The 15,655-nt window shown below is 42.2% G+C and carries 20 protein-coding genes; 8 read left to right on the top strand and 12 right to left on the bottom strand.

Features of this window, described 5'->3' with window-relative positions; translation table 11 throughout:
* The first annotated feature begins 29 nt into the window (after positions 1-29).
* From cutA to GWK48_RS02310, 5 genes are read left to right on the top strand one after another with little or no spacing between them, the layout of a single operon-like run.
* Positions 30-353 (top strand): divalent-cation tolerance protein CutA, encoded by a 324-nt coding sequence (gene cutA, locus GWK48_RS02330; RefSeq protein WP_174629238.1) that lies wholly within the window; start codon positions 30-32, stop codon positions 351-353.
* Positions 350-643 carry an Asp-tRNA(Asn) amidotransferase subunit GatC gene (gene gatC, locus GWK48_RS02325; RefSeq protein ID WP_174629236.1) on the top strand — a complete coding sequence of 98 codons (294 nt, stop codon included), beginning with the start codon at positions 350-352 and terminating at the stop codon, positions 641-643. The genes cutA and gatC overlap by 4 nt, the downstream gene beginning before the upstream one ends.
* A gap of 1 nt (position 644) precedes the next feature.
* Positions 645-2,060, top strand: a complete 1,416-nt coding sequence (gatA, locus tag GWK48_RS02320; protein WP_174629234.1) for an Asp-tRNA(Asn)/Glu-tRNA(Gln) amidotransferase subunit GatA — start codon at positions 645-647, stop codon at positions 2,058-2,060.
* A 56-nt stretch (positions 2,061-2,116) separates the two neighbouring features.
* Entirely contained in the window at positions 2,117-3,214 is a 1,098-nt protein-coding gene (gene twy1 / locus GWK48_RS02315; RefSeq protein WP_174629233.1) for a 4-demethylwyosine synthase TYW1, read from the top strand.
* Positions 3,207-3,860 (top strand): DUF120 domain-containing protein, encoded by a 654-nt coding sequence (locus tag GWK48_RS02310; protein WP_174629231.1) that lies wholly within the window; start codon positions 3,207-3,209, stop codon positions 3,858-3,860. The genes twy1 and GWK48_RS02310 overlap by 8 nt, the downstream gene beginning before the upstream one ends.
* Here the strand turns inward: GWK48_RS02310 and GWK48_RS02305 are convergent.
* Entirely contained in the window at positions 3,851-4,528 is a 678-nt protein-coding gene (locus GWK48_RS02305) for a DUF357 domain-containing protein (protein WP_174629229.1), read from the bottom strand. The genes GWK48_RS02310 and GWK48_RS02305 overlap by 10 nt on opposite strands.
* Positions 4,516-5,280, bottom strand: coding sequence for a diphthine synthase (dph5, locus tag GWK48_RS02300; protein ID WP_174629227.1), 765 nt, complete (start codon positions 5,278-5,280; stop codon positions 4,516-4,518). The genes GWK48_RS02305 and dph5 overlap by 13 nt, the downstream gene beginning before the upstream one ends.
* 43 nt (positions 5,281-5,323) lie before the next feature.
* Between dph5 and GWK48_RS02295 the strand changes: the two genes are divergently transcribed.
* Entirely contained in the window at positions 5,324-6,073 is a 750-nt protein-coding gene (locus tag GWK48_RS02295) for a metallophosphoesterase (RefSeq protein WP_174629226.1), read from the top strand.
* Between the two features lie 44 nt (positions 6,074-6,117).
* On the opposite strand, the gene GWK48_RS02290 is transcribed toward GWK48_RS02295, so the two are convergent.
* Complete coding sequence (locus GWK48_RS02290) at positions 6,118-7,032, bottom strand: transcription initiation factor IIB (protein ID WP_174629224.1); 915 nt, start codon at positions 7,030-7,032, stop codon at positions 6,118-6,120.
* Between the two features lie 6 nt (positions 7,033-7,038).
* Positions 7,039-7,284 carry an H/ACA ribonucleoprotein complex subunit GAR1/NAF1 gene (locus GWK48_RS02285; RefSeq protein ID WP_246263877.1) on the bottom strand — a complete coding sequence of 82 codons (246 nt, stop codon included), beginning with the start codon at positions 7,282-7,284 and terminating at the stop codon, positions 7,039-7,041.
* Positions 7,285-7,567: 283 nt separating this feature from the next.
* On the opposite strand from GWK48_RS02285, the gene GWK48_RS02280 reads away from it, so the two are divergent.
* Together GWK48_RS02280 and GWK48_RS02275 are read left to right on the top strand one after the other, a co-directional pair.
* Positions 7,568-8,485 (top strand): coiled-coil protein, encoded by a 918-nt coding sequence (locus tag GWK48_RS02280; RefSeq protein ID WP_174629222.1) that lies wholly within the window; start codon positions 7,568-7,570, stop codon positions 8,483-8,485.
* Positions 8,460-9,506: a DUF373 family protein gene (locus tag GWK48_RS02275; protein ID WP_174629220.1), complete on the top strand. Its 1,047-nt coding sequence runs from the start codon at positions 8,460-8,462 to the stop codon at positions 9,504-9,506. The genes GWK48_RS02280 and GWK48_RS02275 overlap by 26 nt, the downstream gene beginning before the upstream one ends.
* A gap of 149 nt (positions 9,507-9,655) precedes the next feature.
* Here GWK48_RS02275 and GWK48_RS02270 read toward each other — a convergent pair whose 3' ends face one another.
* From GWK48_RS02270 to GWK48_RS02235, 8 genes are all read right to left on the bottom strand, one after another.
* Positions 9,656-9,868, bottom strand: a complete 213-nt coding sequence (locus tag GWK48_RS02270) for a DUF5622 domain-containing protein (RefSeq protein WP_174629218.1) — start codon at positions 9,866-9,868, stop codon at positions 9,656-9,658.
* A 30-nt stretch (positions 9,869-9,898) separates the two neighbouring features.
* Positions 9,899-10,462, bottom strand: coding sequence for a TATA-box-binding protein (locus GWK48_RS02265; RefSeq protein WP_174632444.1), 564 nt, complete (start codon positions 10,460-10,462; stop codon positions 9,899-9,901).
* 314 nt (positions 10,463-10,776) lie between these two features.
* Positions 10,777-11,148 carry a winged helix-turn-helix transcriptional regulator gene (locus GWK48_RS02260; RefSeq protein ID WP_425487483.1) on the bottom strand — a complete coding sequence of 124 codons (372 nt, stop codon included), beginning with the start codon at positions 11,146-11,148 and terminating at the stop codon, positions 10,777-10,779.
* Positions 11,149-11,269: 121 nt separating this feature from the next.
* Entirely contained in the window at positions 11,270-12,403 is a 1,134-nt protein-coding gene (locus GWK48_RS02255) for a tRNA (guanine(26)-N(2))-dimethyltransferase (protein ID WP_174629216.1), read from the bottom strand.
* Positions 12,381-13,286: a helix-turn-helix domain-containing protein gene (locus GWK48_RS02250; protein WP_174632440.1), complete on the bottom strand. Its 906-nt coding sequence runs from the start codon at positions 13,284-13,286 to the stop codon at positions 12,381-12,383. Before GWK48_RS02250 ends, GWK48_RS02255 begins: the two co-directional genes overlap by 23 nt.
* Position 13,287: 1 nt before the next feature.
* Positions 13,288-13,701 (bottom strand): DUF61 family protein, encoded by a 414-nt coding sequence (locus tag GWK48_RS02245; protein WP_174629214.1) that lies wholly within the window; start codon positions 13,699-13,701, stop codon positions 13,288-13,290.
* A 4-nt stretch (positions 13,702-13,705) separates the two neighbouring features.
* Positions 13,706-14,407: a fibrillarin-like rRNA/tRNA 2'-O-methyltransferase gene (locus GWK48_RS02240; protein ID WP_174629212.1), complete on the bottom strand. Its 702-nt coding sequence runs from the start codon at positions 14,405-14,407 to the stop codon at positions 13,706-13,708.
* A 14-nt stretch (positions 14,408-14,421) separates the two neighbouring features.
* Positions 14,422-15,654, bottom strand: coding sequence for a C/D box methylation guide ribonucleoprotein complex aNOP56 subunit (locus GWK48_RS02235; protein ID WP_174629210.1), 1,233 nt, complete (start codon positions 15,652-15,654; stop codon positions 14,422-14,424).
* Position 15,655: the final 1 nt, after the last annotated feature.

Below are 15,655 nucleotides of genomic sequence, written 5' to 3'. Positions count from 1 at the left end.
ATTTGGTTCTACGTGTTTAATATTTTCTCATGGGCGGAGAGTACGCTCTGGTATTGAGCACGTTATCCGGCTTGGAAAAGGCCAAGGAAATAGCCAGAACCTTAGTTCAAGAGAGGTTGGCAGCATGCGTAAACATCGTTCCTGGGTTGATCTCCATATATAGATGGGAAGGGAGAGTTGAGGAGGATTCGGAGGTCTTATTACTAATTAAGACTAAATCAGAATTGACCGAGAAGTTAATGAAGAGGTTGAAGGAAATACATCCCTATAAGGTTCCTGAAATCCTGACTGTAGATATAGACAACGGTTTTAAGCCTTATTTAGATTGGATAAATGAGAGTGTTCAGATGTGAAAGTAGAAGTTAATGAAGAACTAATGAAGAAGTTGGAGAAACTTGCCCTAATTTCGTTGTCAGATCAAGAGAGGGTGGAGTTCATGAGAGATCTCTCTAAAATCTTAGATTTCTTCAATGCTATAGACAGGGTTAACCTAGAAGGGGTTGAGCCCATGTTTCATCCAGTACCTGGTAGCAGACTAAGAAGCGACTCGATCCAACCTAGTCTAAAGAGGGAGGAGGCTTTACTCAACGTACCGAAGAAGAAGGACGGTTTTATCATAGGGCCAAGTACGATAGGTGGATAAGGTGATAAGCGAACTCGTGTCCAAGTTACGCACAGGAGAACTGTCCCCAGACGAATATGTTGGGAGAACCTTTGATAAAATATTAAAAGCTGAGAAAAATATTAGATCATTCATTACGTTGGAGAGTCAGGATGAGGTTCTTCACCAGGTAAAAGCCTCATTAAAGAGGGGAGGAAGGCTCGCAGGAGTATTAATAGCAATAAAGGACAATATCTCCACTAAAGGAATAAGGACCACGTGTGCCTCTAAGATGCTGGAGAACTACATTCCTCCCTATGATGCTACCGTAGTATCTAGATTGAAAGAACAGGGTGCAGTGATCCTAGGGAAAACGAATATGGACGAGTTTGCCATGGGATCAACTACGGAAACTAGTTATTTCGGTCCAACAAGGAACCCTTGGGATCTAGAGAGAACCCCTGGGGGATCTTCTGGGGGGAGCGGAAGCGCACTAGCCGCAGGTTTAGTGGAAATTGCCTTGGGTTCAGACACTGGAGGCTCCATTAGAACCCCTGCATCTTTTACCTCAACTTTTGGCCTTAAGCCCTCTTATGGTACCGTAAGCAGATACGGCCTAGTGGCATATGCCAACAGTCTAGAGCAGATAGGCCCCATGGCCAGGAATTCAAAGGATCTATCCATTCTCTTCTCGGTAATTGCAGGCACCGATCCTAGAGACTCCACTACAATCGATTACTCCCCGCCTAATATCGTAGATCCGATTCCCGTAAAGGGGATAAAAGTTGGGATCCTTAAGGATCTGATGGACGCTTCTGAAACTGGAGTTTCCTCAGTAATCAGGGGATATCTAGATAAGATGTCAAGTGAAGGTGCTGTAATTGAGGAAACGACTTTAGGAATAATGGATTACGTTCTTCCAACGTATTACATCATAGCCATGTCTGAGGCTAGCTCGAATCTGGCTAGATATGATGGGATAAGGTACGGTTACAACTCAGGTACAGAAGGGAATTGGAAGGAAGTTTACAGCAAAACTAGGGGAGAGGGATTCGGCAAGGAAGTGAAGAGAAGGATTCTCTTGGGGTCCTTCATATTGAGCGCTGGTTACTACGAACAGTTTTACATAAGAGCACTGAAGGCTAGGAGACTCATCAAGGATTCCTTGGAGAAGCTTTTTAGTAAATATGACATTTTAATTTCACCAACTACGCCAATCCTTCCGCCCAAAATTGGCGAAGTAATCGACGACCCGGTGAAAATGTACGCTATGGACGTTGGAACGGTTACAGCGAACCTCGCCGCCGTACCGGCCCTTTCAATACCTGCAGGATTTTACAATAACTTGCCTGTGGGGGTTCAACTGATGGGGAGATATCTTTCAGACACGTTTCTCATGGGCATTTCCATGTTCATGGAAGACGTCACGGGAATAAAAGACATGACGGCTCCCTTATGAGATGTTTTATAGTTAAGCGTTTTAAGCCAAAGCGGATATTTCTTTTGGTATATTTAATGGCAGTTAAAGAGAGTTACAGGATAGACACGCTATCTAAAATCAGGAACGAAATGGAGAAACAAAGGTATCATCTCATAGGGGGGCACAGCGCCTATAAGAAGTGTCACTGGACCCACGAGGCCTTGACAAGTGGTAGGTATTGTTATAAAGGGAAGTTCTACGGAATAGAAAGCCACAGATGCGTGCAGATGACCCCAGTTAGTACATGGTGTTGGTTCAGGTGTATCCATTGTTGGCGATTGGAGCCAGAGGATATCGGTTTGGAATGGGACGAGACTAAGATGCCTTACATGGATGATCCGGAGTACATAGCGGAGAGATCAATAGAGGAGCACAAGAGGTCTGTCTCGGGCTATTTAGGAAGAACTGGCGTGGATCAAACCAAGGCAGAGGAGGCTATGAGACCTTCACATGTTGCGATTAGTCTAACTGGAGAGCCTACGCTTTACGAAAGGTTAGGGGAGTTAATAAGGGAATATCACAAGAGAAACATAACCACATTCCTTGTTACTAGCGGTGTCAGACCTGATATTTTGGCCTCCTTAGATGAGGAGCCAACCCAACTGTTCGTCTCTCTTCAGGCCCCCAACGAGGAGAAGCATAAGCTGATCAATAGACCTGTCGTTGCTAACTCCTGGAATCTAGTTATGAGGACGCTAGATATCCTGCCTAGCTTCAGCTCACCTACCGTCATAAGGATGACAATGATGAAGGGAGTCAACATGTCCGTTAATGACGCTAAAGACTTTGCGAAACTAATTGAACACTCTAAACCTACATATGTGGAAGTTAAGGCTTATATGCACGTCGGACCGTCCACCTACAGACTAACGAAGGATGCAATGCCGAACCATGCAGAAATAAGGGAGTTCGCTAAAGAGCTAGCCAAATTCTCTAATTATTCAATTATTTCTGAGCATCCGCCCAGCAGGATAGTCCTCCTTAGCGCCTTGGACAGACCTATGCAGATCGGGAACGCTTGGACAGAGAAGTGGGACTGGAGGACTCAAGAGATCCAGGATGACGTTAATGGGGAGTATAGGGAGGCTGAGATGGGGTGTACTGAAGAAGGTGAAGGTAGAAACCATGAGTGATGAGTGCCTAATAGCTAAGATTGTGTACATGTCCCTTAAGGGAAACGAAGTGACTCAACAGAGCATTGCGAACGAGCTGGGGATGTCCCAGCAATATGTTTCAAGAAAGCTGAAGGAATTGGAAGAAAGGAACTTGATCAGAAGGTCTCTATCAAAGGAAGGAGAGTCCATTAGAGTTACTGAAAACGGAGAGAAGCTCCTGACAGATTGTCTTTCCATGATGAGGACCATTGTGGTTTCAGACCATACCTTAAGTATTAGAGGCAGGGTTATCTCAGGATTGGGAGAAGGAAGGATATTCCTCTCCTTACCCTATTATGTGGAATCCTTTAAGAAACTCCTAGGATTTGAACCGTACCCTGGAACCCTTAACCTCGCAATATACGATAGAACGTCACTGGAGAACAGGTTGACCTTGGACATCTCAAGAGCCATTAATATCCCGGAGCACAAAGAGGAAAATAGGGTACTTGGTGGAGTTAGGGCATTTCCTGCATCCATTAATGACGTTAGACCTGCGGCCATAGTCTTCCCATTGAGGAGCGTGCACCCTAAAAGTATAATAGAAGTGATCTCTCCATACCACCTGAGGAAAGAGCTGAACCTAAGGGATGGAGACGAGGTTACCGTTCAGGCTTACACATGATTACAGTATCTATCGGTTATCTCCTTGATGATAGAAGTTGTGCTACTGTGAGGCCAAACGTTCACTCTCTTTTCAAGTCTTTGCACACTTACAACCACTCCCCTCTTAGCCAACTCGTCCTTCAACTTCTGCTCGTCGACTCTTTGGTCAGGCCCAAGGAATACTATATCAGGCTTTACCCTCTCAACGCTCTTGAGGAAATCGTTCTCGTCCCCTAGAAAAGCCTCATGTACGTACTTTATGCTCCTCACCACTTCGAGTCTATGATTCTCGTCGTTTATGGGTTTCCTACCCTTTACCCTTTCAGCGTTTCTATCCCTAGACACTGCAACGTAAACTCGCCCTAGGCTTGCAGCGTGCCTAAGAAACTCTATGTGGCCTGGATGTATAATGTCAAAGGTCCCGCCAACGAATACCTTTTTTTCATTTCCATCATTGTCCTCCTCGCCTAAAAACTTTAGGGCGTCCACTAAGCCCTCTGCATAGACTACGTCGACAAGGGCTGTCTCCTCATCTCCCCTATCCAAGTAATACTTAGCATCATTGGTGTACTGCCTTGCTAAGCTAAGTATCTTCTTGTACTTCTTCTGGCCACCTTCTTCTAGTTTCCTTAAGGTCTCTTCCATACCGCTTATATATTTGATAACCCTGTCTCTCAGACCAGACATTTGAGAGCTTCTACCTCCATTTCGTATAGGTTTCTGGACGGAACTATTATAATATGCGGTGGTTCTCCGAATTTTTCCATTTTTGCAGCTTTTATTTTCATAGCTCTCACCCTTTCGTCTGGGCAACCTAACCTCTCTCCTACAACTATCCAATCTTCATGAGTTAGAACGCCCTCTCCAATTTCCTTCTCTAATTGTAACAAGTAGTTCAACGCAACCTCGGCGGTCATGACAGCGTCCTCCTTCAAGTCTAGATAAAGTATGGTATGAAGCCCCTGTTCCCTATTTGCCTTAATTACCCGGTAAGGCGTGGGATCGAGCTTTCCCAAGACCGGGAAGGTCACTGTCACTGACCTTCCGAACTTATACGATGAAAGCATGGACTTAGAGATCACGTAACAGTGAACTGAGATTCCTGGAATAACCTTCAGATCGTGCCCCTTTTTTCTAGCCTCTATCGCTAAACTAACGTGTGTGGTAGCTATCATTGGGTCTCCTACAGTTACCACAGCAACGTTCCTACCCTCATCCAGATGCTTTATTATCTCCCTCTGCCTGTTCTCCAACAGGTTACGATCAGCCAAAATTACAGGCCTACCTGTTATCTCTGTCAAAGCCTCTGCTGTCAAGTCACAAGTTATGGACGTGTATTTGTCTAGCATGATTAAGTCTGCATTCCTCATGGCTTCGATTGAAGCTTTTGTAAGAAACATTTTTGAAGGTCCGAGTCCTACAAAGTATATGTTTGCCATCGGAATTTAGGTTTAAGGAAACAAGAATAAGGGTGTAACGGATTTGGTTAATATAATAAATGGCCTAGAGGTTGAGGGAGATCTGCCGGTTCTATACTCAAGGGGATTGGACTCTGTGATATTATCTGACGTTCATATTGGTTATGAGGAGGAGATGGCTTCCAAGGGAATTTTTCTTCCTAGAATTCAGAAGAAACGATTCATTACAATTTATAAAAAAGCAATTGAAATATTTCATACAAATAAAATAATTATTAATGGCGATATGAAACACAGATTTAATGCGTTAGGGAGACAAGAGAAGGAAGACTTATCGGACATATTTAAGGACTTGAGGGAAAGCGGGCTTTCCGTAAAGCTTGTGAAGGGAAATCACGACAATTATATTTCTTTAGTTGCGGAAAAATTTGATAATGTAGATCTTTTGGACCAAATTGAAGCTAATAACCTGTATATCTTTCATGGTCATAGGGAAGTGGAAGTAAAGGAAAACGTGGTCTACGTTATAGGGCATGAACATCCAAGGCTTTCATTGAGAGACAAATTGGGTTTCGCCAAAAAGTTCCCCTGTTTCCTCCTAGCCCCACTTGGACAAAATTCTTTCGCTGTAGTCCTACCAGCCCTAGGGATTTATCAGTCAGGTAACGATGTGTCGCTAGCTCACTCCGGTTATATGAGCCCTATAATGAAGAAGCACGCAGTTTTGGAGAAAACCAAGCCTTACGTCATTGTGGAGAACGAGGGTATAATGGAATTTCCGGAGCTAGGCCTGTTGAAGAACATTATTTTCTAATAAAACAATTTTAAAGATTTACGTAAAACTAAAGAGGATTTGATTCACAGGCTCACTTCTATGTCCAAAGCGTCTATTATTTCCTTATATCTGTTCCTAATTGTAACTTCAGTTATTTTCAGAGCCTCAGCAACCTCCTTTTGGGTCTTTTTATGATCCATAAGAGTGCTCACCAGGTAAACTGCTGCAGCAGCTATGGAGAGGTAGCTTTTGCCGCTTGTGAGTCCGTTTCGGTAAAGCATGTCCACAATGTCAGCTGCCTTGGTCTCTATAGGCTGAGGTAGTTTCAGGGTATTGATTATCTTTGGAATATGCTCTATAGGGCTTGGACCCCTCATGATTACTCCCTCCCCAGCCACAGGATAGGGATAGTTTATCTTCTCGGCCTTAGCTACCTTCTGGACTCTCTCTAGGGCATTCCATAGATCGCTAGAGTTGAGCTGATACCTGTCCTTTATCTCCTGAGGATATATGGGGATCTTGTTAACCCTACAGACGTAGTATAGAGTAGCACCTACAAGGGCATACATGTCTACTCTTCTAGCCAAACCAGACTCAACTAACTTCTTTAGGATACCTGCAGCGTCCTCTTTTACATGAACCGGTAAGCCTAACTTACCGGCCTCACTGTTCAGTATAGAAAGAAAAGTTACTATTTTTTTGTCCTTAGAGGAGACCCTTGTTTTATTCTGTAACCTTTGGAGCCTCACAGCCTTTAGCTTATCCTTTACCCTTCCTCCAAAGCCTATTACTGTGGCTATCCCCTTGTCGTGAACCCTTTCAGTAACAGCTGCCCCTACCCTGCTCTTTTTCTGATGATCAGAGGGATCGAACACTCTCCACTCCGGTCCTTGATCAACTAGATTTTCTTCTATCACAACGCCATCATTTCGACAGACGTACAACCCTCTGCTAGGATCTAGGATTATGTCTATGCCTCCACAAATGGGACATTGCATGAGGTCTCACCTTCTGCTCTTTTTAAATGGCATTTCCAAGAGAAGCTGACCTTTAGGAACCTGGTCTTGGAGAGGTTCTACTAGAAGGTAAGGCCTCCTTTGGTTTCCTATTACATCGAGAACTTTCCCTACCCTATTTTTACTGGAATCCAGGACGACTAAACCTGATGGATCTTTCTTAGAGTAATCTATTGACGGATTAGCTTCGATGAGCCACTTATCCTTTAACACTACAGATTTTATCGAGCCCATAGGAACAAGTTTAACGTGTTTCACATTACATATTAACGCCAATCTTGCACTTATATATAGCACATGATAATACCGACGTTATGATACGTCGTGATAATACGGGCTTGGGATTAGGATTATTAGTTGTTTTGTATATAAGCCTTTGATGTACCTTTCTTAGACTTCAAAACATATACGTGACACTGCTATTTTCCTTAAGACAAATAAGAACCGGGTTATCCCTTCAATCTTTAGAGATGTTTTAGGAAAAGTTATTAACACTGGACTGTTAATGTAAGACTTGATGAGCAATCCGCCAGCAGAGGCCACGGAAGAGAGCATCTATAAAAAGATATCAAACGTAAGGCAAGAAATTTCAAATCTTCGAGAGCAAAAATATGCCCTTATTGAGGAAGTAAGGAAAATAAGGCAAAAGAGAGCTGAGAAGATAGAGAAGCTGAAGGCAACTAGGTTACAAATAAAAACTGTTTTTGAGGAGTATAATTCTAGAATCAATGAGCTAAAAGAGTTGAAGCAAAAGAAAGAGCAATTATTCGAAGTAATTAAAGAGATGAAAAAGGAGTTCGAAGAGATACGAAATGTAATGAAGAAAACTCAAGGAATGAACCCTGACCTTTTGGAGAAAAGGATCAAAAGTCTAGAATGGAAAATTCAAACCTCATCCCTAACCCTTGAGGAAGAGAAAAAGTTGATTCAGAGAATAGCTGAAATGGAGAAAAAACTTAATGAAGCGAAAAAAATCCTAAAAATTAAGGAAAAGGGTAGCGAGGAGAGGGCTGAGTTTCTGGCTAAAAGGATAGAGTTGGCTACTATCAGGCAAAAGATATCAACCTTAATTTCTGAGATTACAGATAAGAGGAAAATACTAAAGAGTTTAAGGGATGAGAGAGATAAATTAGTAAAAGAGCTTGACCAATTGTCTTCTCAATTAAAGGAAAAGAGTAAACAAATAGATGATTTAAACGCTCAGATAGACTCCAAGAGAAAGGAATTGGACGAACTGTCTAAAACAGTGAAGGAGATGAAGAGGGGCGGAAATGTATACAGGCCCAATCAGACCGAGGTAACGGAGATGATGGAGAAAAAGAAGAAAATGGCAGAGGAAAAACTAAAGAACGGTGAAAGACTAACCTTCGAGGAGATATACGCCCTCTACGGGGACAATAGGGGTACTAATGAAGACGGCGATAATATACATTGATATTGATGACGATTTAAGTAAGGCAGGGATATCCTCTCCCGTAATAGGGGAGACTAAAGCGCGTCAGGCTATAGAGAAGGCATCTAGATTTTTGGCATTGGACTCAGACTTCAATTCAATGGTTACCGCTTTCAATATCTACTTGGACATGAAGGAGAAAGGAGAGGACGTGGAAATCGTTTTCATTGCTGGATCTCAGAGGGGGGGTCTGGACTCTCAAATGGTTTTATCTAAGCAAGTTGACGAGGTTATAAGAGTAGTAAAGCCCGACCAAGCCATCCTTGTGTATGATTCCCCAGAGGATGCTAAGGCAATCCCAGTGATTGAAAGTAGGTTGAAAATTGTGGGGATAGAAAGGGTTATAGTGGAACAACATAGGGGAGTTGAGGAGACTTACATTCTTTTCGCTAAGTATATTAAAAGATTGGTGACAGAGACGCGCTACTCTAGGCTTTTCCTCGGAGTTCCTGGTATAATCCTGTTTGTATCTAGCATTTTGGCAATAGCTGGATTAACGGCATACGTTTTACCTGCTATACTTCTGGTTTTAGGGGGTGCGATGTTAGTGAGAGGATTCGGGATAGACGATGCCTTGGAGAAGTGGTGGGAAAACTCTACAGCCATGGTTATAGTTGCCATTCTTTCCGCCATCTCTCTGGTTTTAGCAATAGTGAATGGATACCTTACCGCTTTAACTTTTAACACATTATCAATAAAAAGCACCTCTAGTATAATATTGGCAATATTACCCTATCTTACATTCTCTATTATTATACTCTATTTTGGAAAATTAATATCCAGAGCGTTAATTAAAGATATAAAGATATGGCATGATATGCTTAAAATTGTGGCTTCAATTTTAGCCTACTTTATTCTAAGTGATATTCTTAAGAATTTGCAGAGCGGAATCTACGTCATTCAGTTGCAATATCTCTACTTACTCCTCCTTTCGTCTTTCGTCCTCATTGTTACTTATTTTGGATTACTAAACGTCGAGAAGAGCAGAGTAAAAAGCCAATAGAAGCTAATTCCCTCTTATTAGCGTAAACAGGTTCTAGAAAAGGAATTTAAAATAGAACCTTTCATAGGTCTTGGAATAGAAAATATAAGGATCAGGTTTTAAAAACCTTAATTATAAAATAATGAACAAGGATATTTAAGTTTAGAATTCTAAGCTTGCTTTATTTGTAGCTTATCCCTAACTTCTAGGGGAATATCCTCAACTTTAAGTATCTTAGCATTCCTTGATTTCTTTGCGACAACCTTCCCAGTAACTAGATACCTGTCAGCTGAGTTCTCTTCCCTACTCTTTAACACCCTCAGTACTGCATATCTAGATTTTCCTACTTCCACATAGACGTACTTCCCATGTTTGAGAGACATTATGAATCACCAACCCATTAATTCAATCGCTTAAATTTCTAATTCCTCCTCCTCTTCCACAGGCTTTATGCAGTCCAGTTCCTCTAACTTGTCGAAGATTCTCTTTACTGCTTTGTAAACCTCATCTTCCCTCTTTGCACCAGTTATTACCATCTTCCCGCTACTAAATATGAGAAGGACTACTCTAGGGTCGTCCATCCTGAATATTAGGCCTGGAAACTGCTCCGGCTCGTACATGTTGTTCTCCAGGAGAAAGGCTGCCTTGTCCAAGTTTACGTGGACGTGCATATTGGCGGAGGCAACTATATTTTGAATTTGTATCTTAGGTTTGCCACCTATCCTTATTCCATATCTTCTTAGACTTTTGATAATCCTCTTTACGGCCTTTATCAACTCCTCGGTACTTTTAGCCCCAGTAACCACCATCTTCCCAGACTTGAATATGAGGGATGTTACCTTAGGACTCTCTAATCTAAAAATTAAACCTGGAAATTGATCTGGATCATACTCCACATTTGGAACGCTTCTTTCCATCGCGTACAAATCCAGAGTTTGCTCCAAAGTTACGGTAGCAACTATATTCTCGATACTTATTATTGGCTTATAAGCCGGCGAATTGGAAATACTGAGTCACCATAATATAGTTTTTATACTACTTTATAAACTCCAGCTTTTTAATCCTCCTTAAATATCGACCCAAAGTAAGGGTTTTAAGGTTTTGACATTTATTAACCATGCTTCTAGTTTATATTTTGAGGTTACTGTTCTAAACTTCCTTTTCAAGTGTAGAGGGATCCGTGGGGAGAATACCAATAAGTAACATTGAAGATAAGATACCATCTTCCATAAATTACCTTGATTAGATTACAGAACTGTTGCCTCAACAGTTCCTAAACGCGTAAAGATCCTCATACCAGAGAAAGAATCCACGAAGATAGTTTAGTGCACGAGCTTGGGTTAACGTGTGCACCGTTATCACATTTAAATAGAAGCTTACACGAAAAACATGGAATGTTCTCTATACTGACTAGGTTAATCCGAATATTGGACTCTTCTATTGTCCTTATGGCAAAAAGCTTTATGACACTCTTTCCATTTTCCCTGATGGCCTTCTTGGTTATCATTTTCTTTTCAATAAGTTTTTTAATGACAACGGCAAGTTCTCTTGTAGAAAGTCCAAGACTCTTCGCCAGTTCCTGCTGAGAAATTCCGTCATCTCCTCTTTCCATTATTTTTTGATGAATTAACTCCTCCTTTTCTATTGAAAATTTTGATTCCAAAGTGTTTACACCCGCGTTGGCTGATTATATAATATGTGATTCCTATCTTATTTACTTTACTACCGTTTAACTGAGCTGAATTTAAGCCAATATTCTGTTAAAACATATTAATCCTTGACGTTCAACCATGGCTACTTGATTTTATGCATTCCAAGACCTCATGAAATTCCTTAGAGGTCTTTATTCCCTGGAGGTGGAAGTGGGTTCTAGTAGCGTCTCCAAGGCATTTGATCATCTCTTCCATGGAGGGCATATTTCGTCTGAGCTTGGACGACAGGACGTCAAGTCGGTAGTACAGTCCATATCTTTGCTCGCTGGTCAAAGACCCAATGAGTTTAAAGAGGGCTGGGAAGTTCTCAAGATAATTAAATCTAGGGAGCAATTCTTTCACTTTACCCAAAAATTCAACATCGGCTAGCTCTCCTATCCATGCTGGATACATTGACCTCAAACTTCCCCCACACACGGGACATACCCTATCGCAGAAGCCCTTACCCATAAACGAGTACCCGCAACTTTCACATTCATAAAGAGACCCGATTTTTTCCAAAGTATTGTCGGCTTTCTTCGCACCGTCTTCCATCCTAACAAAAATTCTGTAATAGTAATCCCTATACAAGGTTATTAATGGATGGATCCCCTTTTCCACTATTGAAGCTTCCATTGCAATCTTTGCCAGGAGGAGTCTTAATCCAGCCTCCTTAGAGAAGGAGAGTTTATTGCAAAATGCGCCGTATTTCCTCTTACAGGAATTCCTTGATTTTCCCTCCAAAGCCGATAGGTCTGTAGCTGTCACTCCCAACACTCCCCTCCTTCTAAGAGATGAGACTGCTGCTTGCAGAAAGGGAGCTGGGGTTCCAAAGGGATCCAGATCGGTGTACTCTACCTTCACCCTATGCATTAGAGAATTGGCATCTGACCTCTCTACCCTTGCCTTCTCAACGCCGTTCGATGCTATATTTTTTGTAATAAGTTCTGTAGCAACAGGGTTTTTATCGTTAAAAATAATTTCTCCGCGAACCTCGCTCTCAAGATAGTATCTTATTCCCCTTACGCCAGTAGCGGACATAACGTCCAGAACTGATTTGGGGGAAATGGAAGATACAACTACTACACTCAGATCCCTGTTGAAGATCATCCTGGGATTGTAAAAGACTGGGGACCAGGCAGGATCGAACCTACCGTCTCTCTCATACTCCGAGGGATCAGGGAGTAAAATTCTTGCCTTTCCTTCAACTGTCTCTATTAACCTCATTATCCAGGCTACTGATAGCATCGGACATGAGGGTTTTAAATCCATCCTTCCTGAGCTTATTTGCTAAGGATGCGCTCCTCACTACTATTAGAAGTTCTGACATCAGCTCGTTGGCTATTTTTGACGCTTCCCTGAGCTTCTTCTCTATCAGCTCAGAGTTCCTGGGCTCAATGGTTATCAAAACCTTCTTAGAACCCTTTGAAGCTGCTACGTCCACTGCAGTAAACCTGACTGACGTTGATTTAAAACCTATCTCGCTCAAGTTCTTTGCTATCCTAGAGCTTATGGTATCTCCTTCTTCCCCTTCTTCTACCTGAAGTTTCAATTTTGAATACTCACAGACGTCACCTATGACCTCCTCTCCGAACAAATCGACTAACTTCTCTGCGACCTCAATGGACACATCTGACTCTCCGTTCTCGTAATCGTAGATGGTTTTCCTGGAAACTCCCAGTATTTTGGATAGGTCACCCATACTGTAATTCATTTCCGTCCTCTTTCTCCTTAGTACATCCGATTTAATTTTTACAAATATCCCTCCCCTGGTTCTATATATGTAAATCTTCTCTCCCCTTACAGCTTTTATTAGCCCCTCTAACGAAAGTCCGACCACGTTGTCCTTGCCAATTGCAATGTCCTCTTCCGTTTCCTCGGTGATTATTATGGGCATACCTCCAACAACCGCGGAGAAGTTTCTTAGATCCTTTGCCTCCTCCTTTGAAATTTTTTCTGAGGATACTTTAATAACAAATCTTCTGTCCTTGTATCCCTTTGCTATAATATCTATTGATTTTCTAGTCTTCTCCGGGTACTCTATCAGAGTGAAATTTACACTCTCTTCATGAAGTAATTCCAATACCTCTTCAAAAAGTTTAGGCATCATGTTATAAACCTTCCTCTTTGATGCTCTCTTCAGAAATACTATCATAACCAAGGGTAATAAATATTAATGATTTAAACTCCCTCAAAAGGGATTCCATTTGTCCTACAGAAATTACCGTCCTCGAATCCTGAAGAACCATAGATATAGCCTTCCTATCCCACTCTGATCCGTTTATTGAATATTCTCCAGGAGTCTGTAACTTAACTATGATAAATGGTATCCTCACCATTGACCAAAGGTATAGGGGAACCACGGAAGAGATCTTCTTTACTTCGTTAATATCAAAGCGGTGCTTTAGTCCATTATGTAGAGAAATTTCCAACTTACCGTCTAGAGCTTCCTTTAGAGTAACGTATTCCGCTGGCATAGAATCTAAGATATCCCTTAGTCCTATCTGGAAGATTTTATCGAACAATGGCTCAGCCCTTGAACTTGGCTAATACCATGGCGTGGTCCTTGTCGTACGGAGTTAGATTTATTATCTGAGATATATCGAAACCTTCTCTGCTCAACTTCTCTGCTTCCGCTTTAAATATCTCAGATGGGTCCTTAGTGACGTCTATGCTTCTGGCCTTTATTGCCAACAGCAGGCTTCCTCCCTCTTTTAGGAAATAACGCGCGTTATAAATTGCTATGTCCGTTTGATCCGGCTGAGCGATATCAACATACAGTATCTCAACGTCCTCTATTAGGGAAGAGTATGTGTGGGGGAATCTAGCGTCTGCTAGGATAGGGAAAAGGTTGGGCCTATGCTGAGCTACAAGTATTAACTCTCTTACAACCCTAGGGGAGAACTCAACTCCGAATACTTTTCCTTCTTTCTCTACTATGTCGGAGATGTGACTCGGTGTAGTGCCAGACGCAGCTCCTAAATAAAGAACCTTTGAGCCTTTTTTGACCGGGTTCTCCTTCAACCCCTTCAATATAGCTCCAGCCAACTTACTCCTGAAGGCGTTCCACTCCCTATATTCTACACCCTTAAAGTTCACAGTTCTCTCTCCGTAAACTGTAAATCCCTTAGCTAGGTTCTTCGTGCAAAGCCTTACAGTCCCATCATTGTAAATGCACTCGTAAACGTTCTCCATCCCAGACTCTTTTATAGTGTCAAGAGTTTCAGACATGATTACTCAAGCTCCTATCTTCTCTTACCCTTTTTTCCCTTTTTATGCTCTTTCTTGCCTTCCCTCCTTTCGCCTTGATCCTTAGGGGGCTGTGCCTTTCTAGGCGGAGGCTGTGCATACTTAGTCTTTATCTCCTCAATCCTCCTGTTCATCTGATCTACAAGTTGAGTTCCGATGAACCTCCCGCTGTATGCATCTATCCTTGAAGCTATCGCCAACTTAGCCGCTAAAGCTCTGGCTATCTTACCTCGTTGCCATCTGGGGGAGACGTGAATTGCTGGATATTGGAATATTATTCCATGTTTGGGAGGCCTGCTTCCGCTCTTTAGAGCCCTGAATAAAGCTTTCTCAGCCCCTAGAACCTGAATGGTGCTAGCTGGCATCTTAGAAAGTTCCTCCAAGCTGCCAGCGAGGCTCAACAATCTAGCGCCCAAAGTGGGTCCAACTAGGGCAGTCACGTTAGGTGCGACTTCCCTCATTATGGAATCTAGATAATCGTAAAGTGAATTTCTCAGTTTATAAAGAGACAGAATCGTGTCAGCTAAGTCCTTGATGGAGTTTATATCAGCCTCAGATATGTCAGCCCCTATGCTTTTCTTTGAAGCATCGAAAAGTTTCCTCGCCTTCTGTTCATTCAAACCCAATTGAAGTAGTTGATCCTCCGTGACGTTGTCCCTGTACCCTATGTTTGACACTATCCTTGAGTACTGCTCGTGATCCTCTATCATTTTATCCATTTCTGGGAAATGTATACTATACCACTCCCTAAGCCTTTCAGAGAACAAGTTAATCGTCTTGTCAATATCGTCTATTGCCCGTATAGCTTGAATAGCTAGGAGATCCCTCTTCTGAGCTGCTCTTCTTAGTTTCCTCCTGGTGTACTCCAAGGACACTTGATAAAGAAAGTCATAAACCTCGTCCTGATTTTCAGCAAACTTAGTTTTAATCGCATACTCAACAAGGGAGTTCCTCAAGGTTTTAGTGCCCAAGTGATGTGGTTTAGATGTGACCTTCAGTCCTAGGCTTTGCATCTTTGCGCTTTCACTCTCGCTTTCCAGAACGACTTCGGTTGGTTTCACTTTCTGCAAAAGCTCTAGTGTGGATGGCATGGGTTCTCCCTTCTCTGAGTTTATTAGTATATCAACAATCTTTCCCAGCTCCTTCGGGTTCAAAACGTAGTCTATAAGCTTTCCATCCTCGTCGAAGGCAAAGGACCCAATTGTGTGTTCCGCTAAATAAACTTTCATT

The organism is Metallosphaera tengchongensis, assembly GCF_013343295.1.
Lineage (GTDB): Archaea > Thermoproteota > Thermoprotei_A > Sulfolobales > Sulfolobaceae > Metallosphaera > Metallosphaera tengchongensis.
This window is presented reverse-complemented; position numbering and strand designations above follow the sequence as displayed.

Excerpts from the sequence above, each read along its gene's own strand:
- cutA (WP_174629238.1), top strand. The coding sequence starts at position 30 with ATGGGCGGAGAGTACGCTCTGGTATTGAGCACGTTATCCGGCTTGGAA.
- twy1 (WP_174629233.1), top strand. The coding sequence starts at position 2,117 with ATGGCAGTTAAAGAGAGTTACAGGATAGACACGCTATCTAAAATCAGG.
- GWK48_RS02310 (WP_174629231.1), top strand. The coding sequence starts at position 3,207 with ATGAGTGATGAGTGCCTAATAGCTAAGATTGTGTACATGTCCCTTAAG.
- GWK48_RS02305 (WP_174629229.1), bottom strand. The coding sequence starts at position 4,528 with ATGTCTGGTCTGAGAGACAGGGTTATCAAATATATAAGCGGTATGGAA.
- dph5 (WP_174629227.1), bottom strand. The coding sequence starts at position 5,280 with ATGGCAAACATATACTTTGTAGGACTCGGACCTTCAAAAATGTTTCTT.
- GWK48_RS02290 (WP_174629224.1), bottom strand. The coding sequence starts at position 7,032 with ATGCAATGTCCCATTTGTGGAGGCATAGACATAATCCTAGATCCTAGC.
- GWK48_RS02285 (WP_246263877.1), bottom strand. The coding sequence starts at position 7,284 with ATGGGCTCGATAAAATCTGTAGTGTTAAAGGATAAGTGGCTCATCGAA.
- GWK48_RS02280 (WP_174629222.1), top strand. The coding sequence starts at position 7,568 with ATGAGCAATCCGCCAGCAGAGGCCACGGAAGAGAGCATCTATAAAAAG.
- GWK48_RS02275 (WP_174629220.1), top strand. The coding sequence starts at position 8,460 with ATGAAGACGGCGATAATATACATTGATATTGATGACGATTTAAGTAAG.
- GWK48_RS02270 (WP_174629218.1), bottom strand. The coding sequence starts at position 9,868 with ATGTCTCTCAAACATGGGAAGTACGTCTATGTGGAAGTAGGAAAATCT.
- GWK48_RS02255 (WP_174629216.1), bottom strand. The coding sequence starts at position 12,403 with ATGAGGTTAATAGAGACAGTTGAAGGAAAGGCAAGAATTTTACTCCCT.
- GWK48_RS02250 (WP_174632440.1), bottom strand. The coding sequence starts at position 13,286 with ATGATGCCTAAACTTTTTGAAGAGGTATTGGAATTACTTCATGAAGAG.
- GWK48_RS02240 (WP_174629212.1), bottom strand. The coding sequence starts at position 14,407 with ATGTCTGAAACTCTTGACACTATAAAAGAGTCTGGGATGGAGAACGTT.
- GWK48_RS02235 (WP_174629210.1), bottom strand. The coding sequence starts at position 15,654 with ATGAAAGTTTATTTAGCGGAACACACAATTGGGTCCTTTGCCTTCGAC.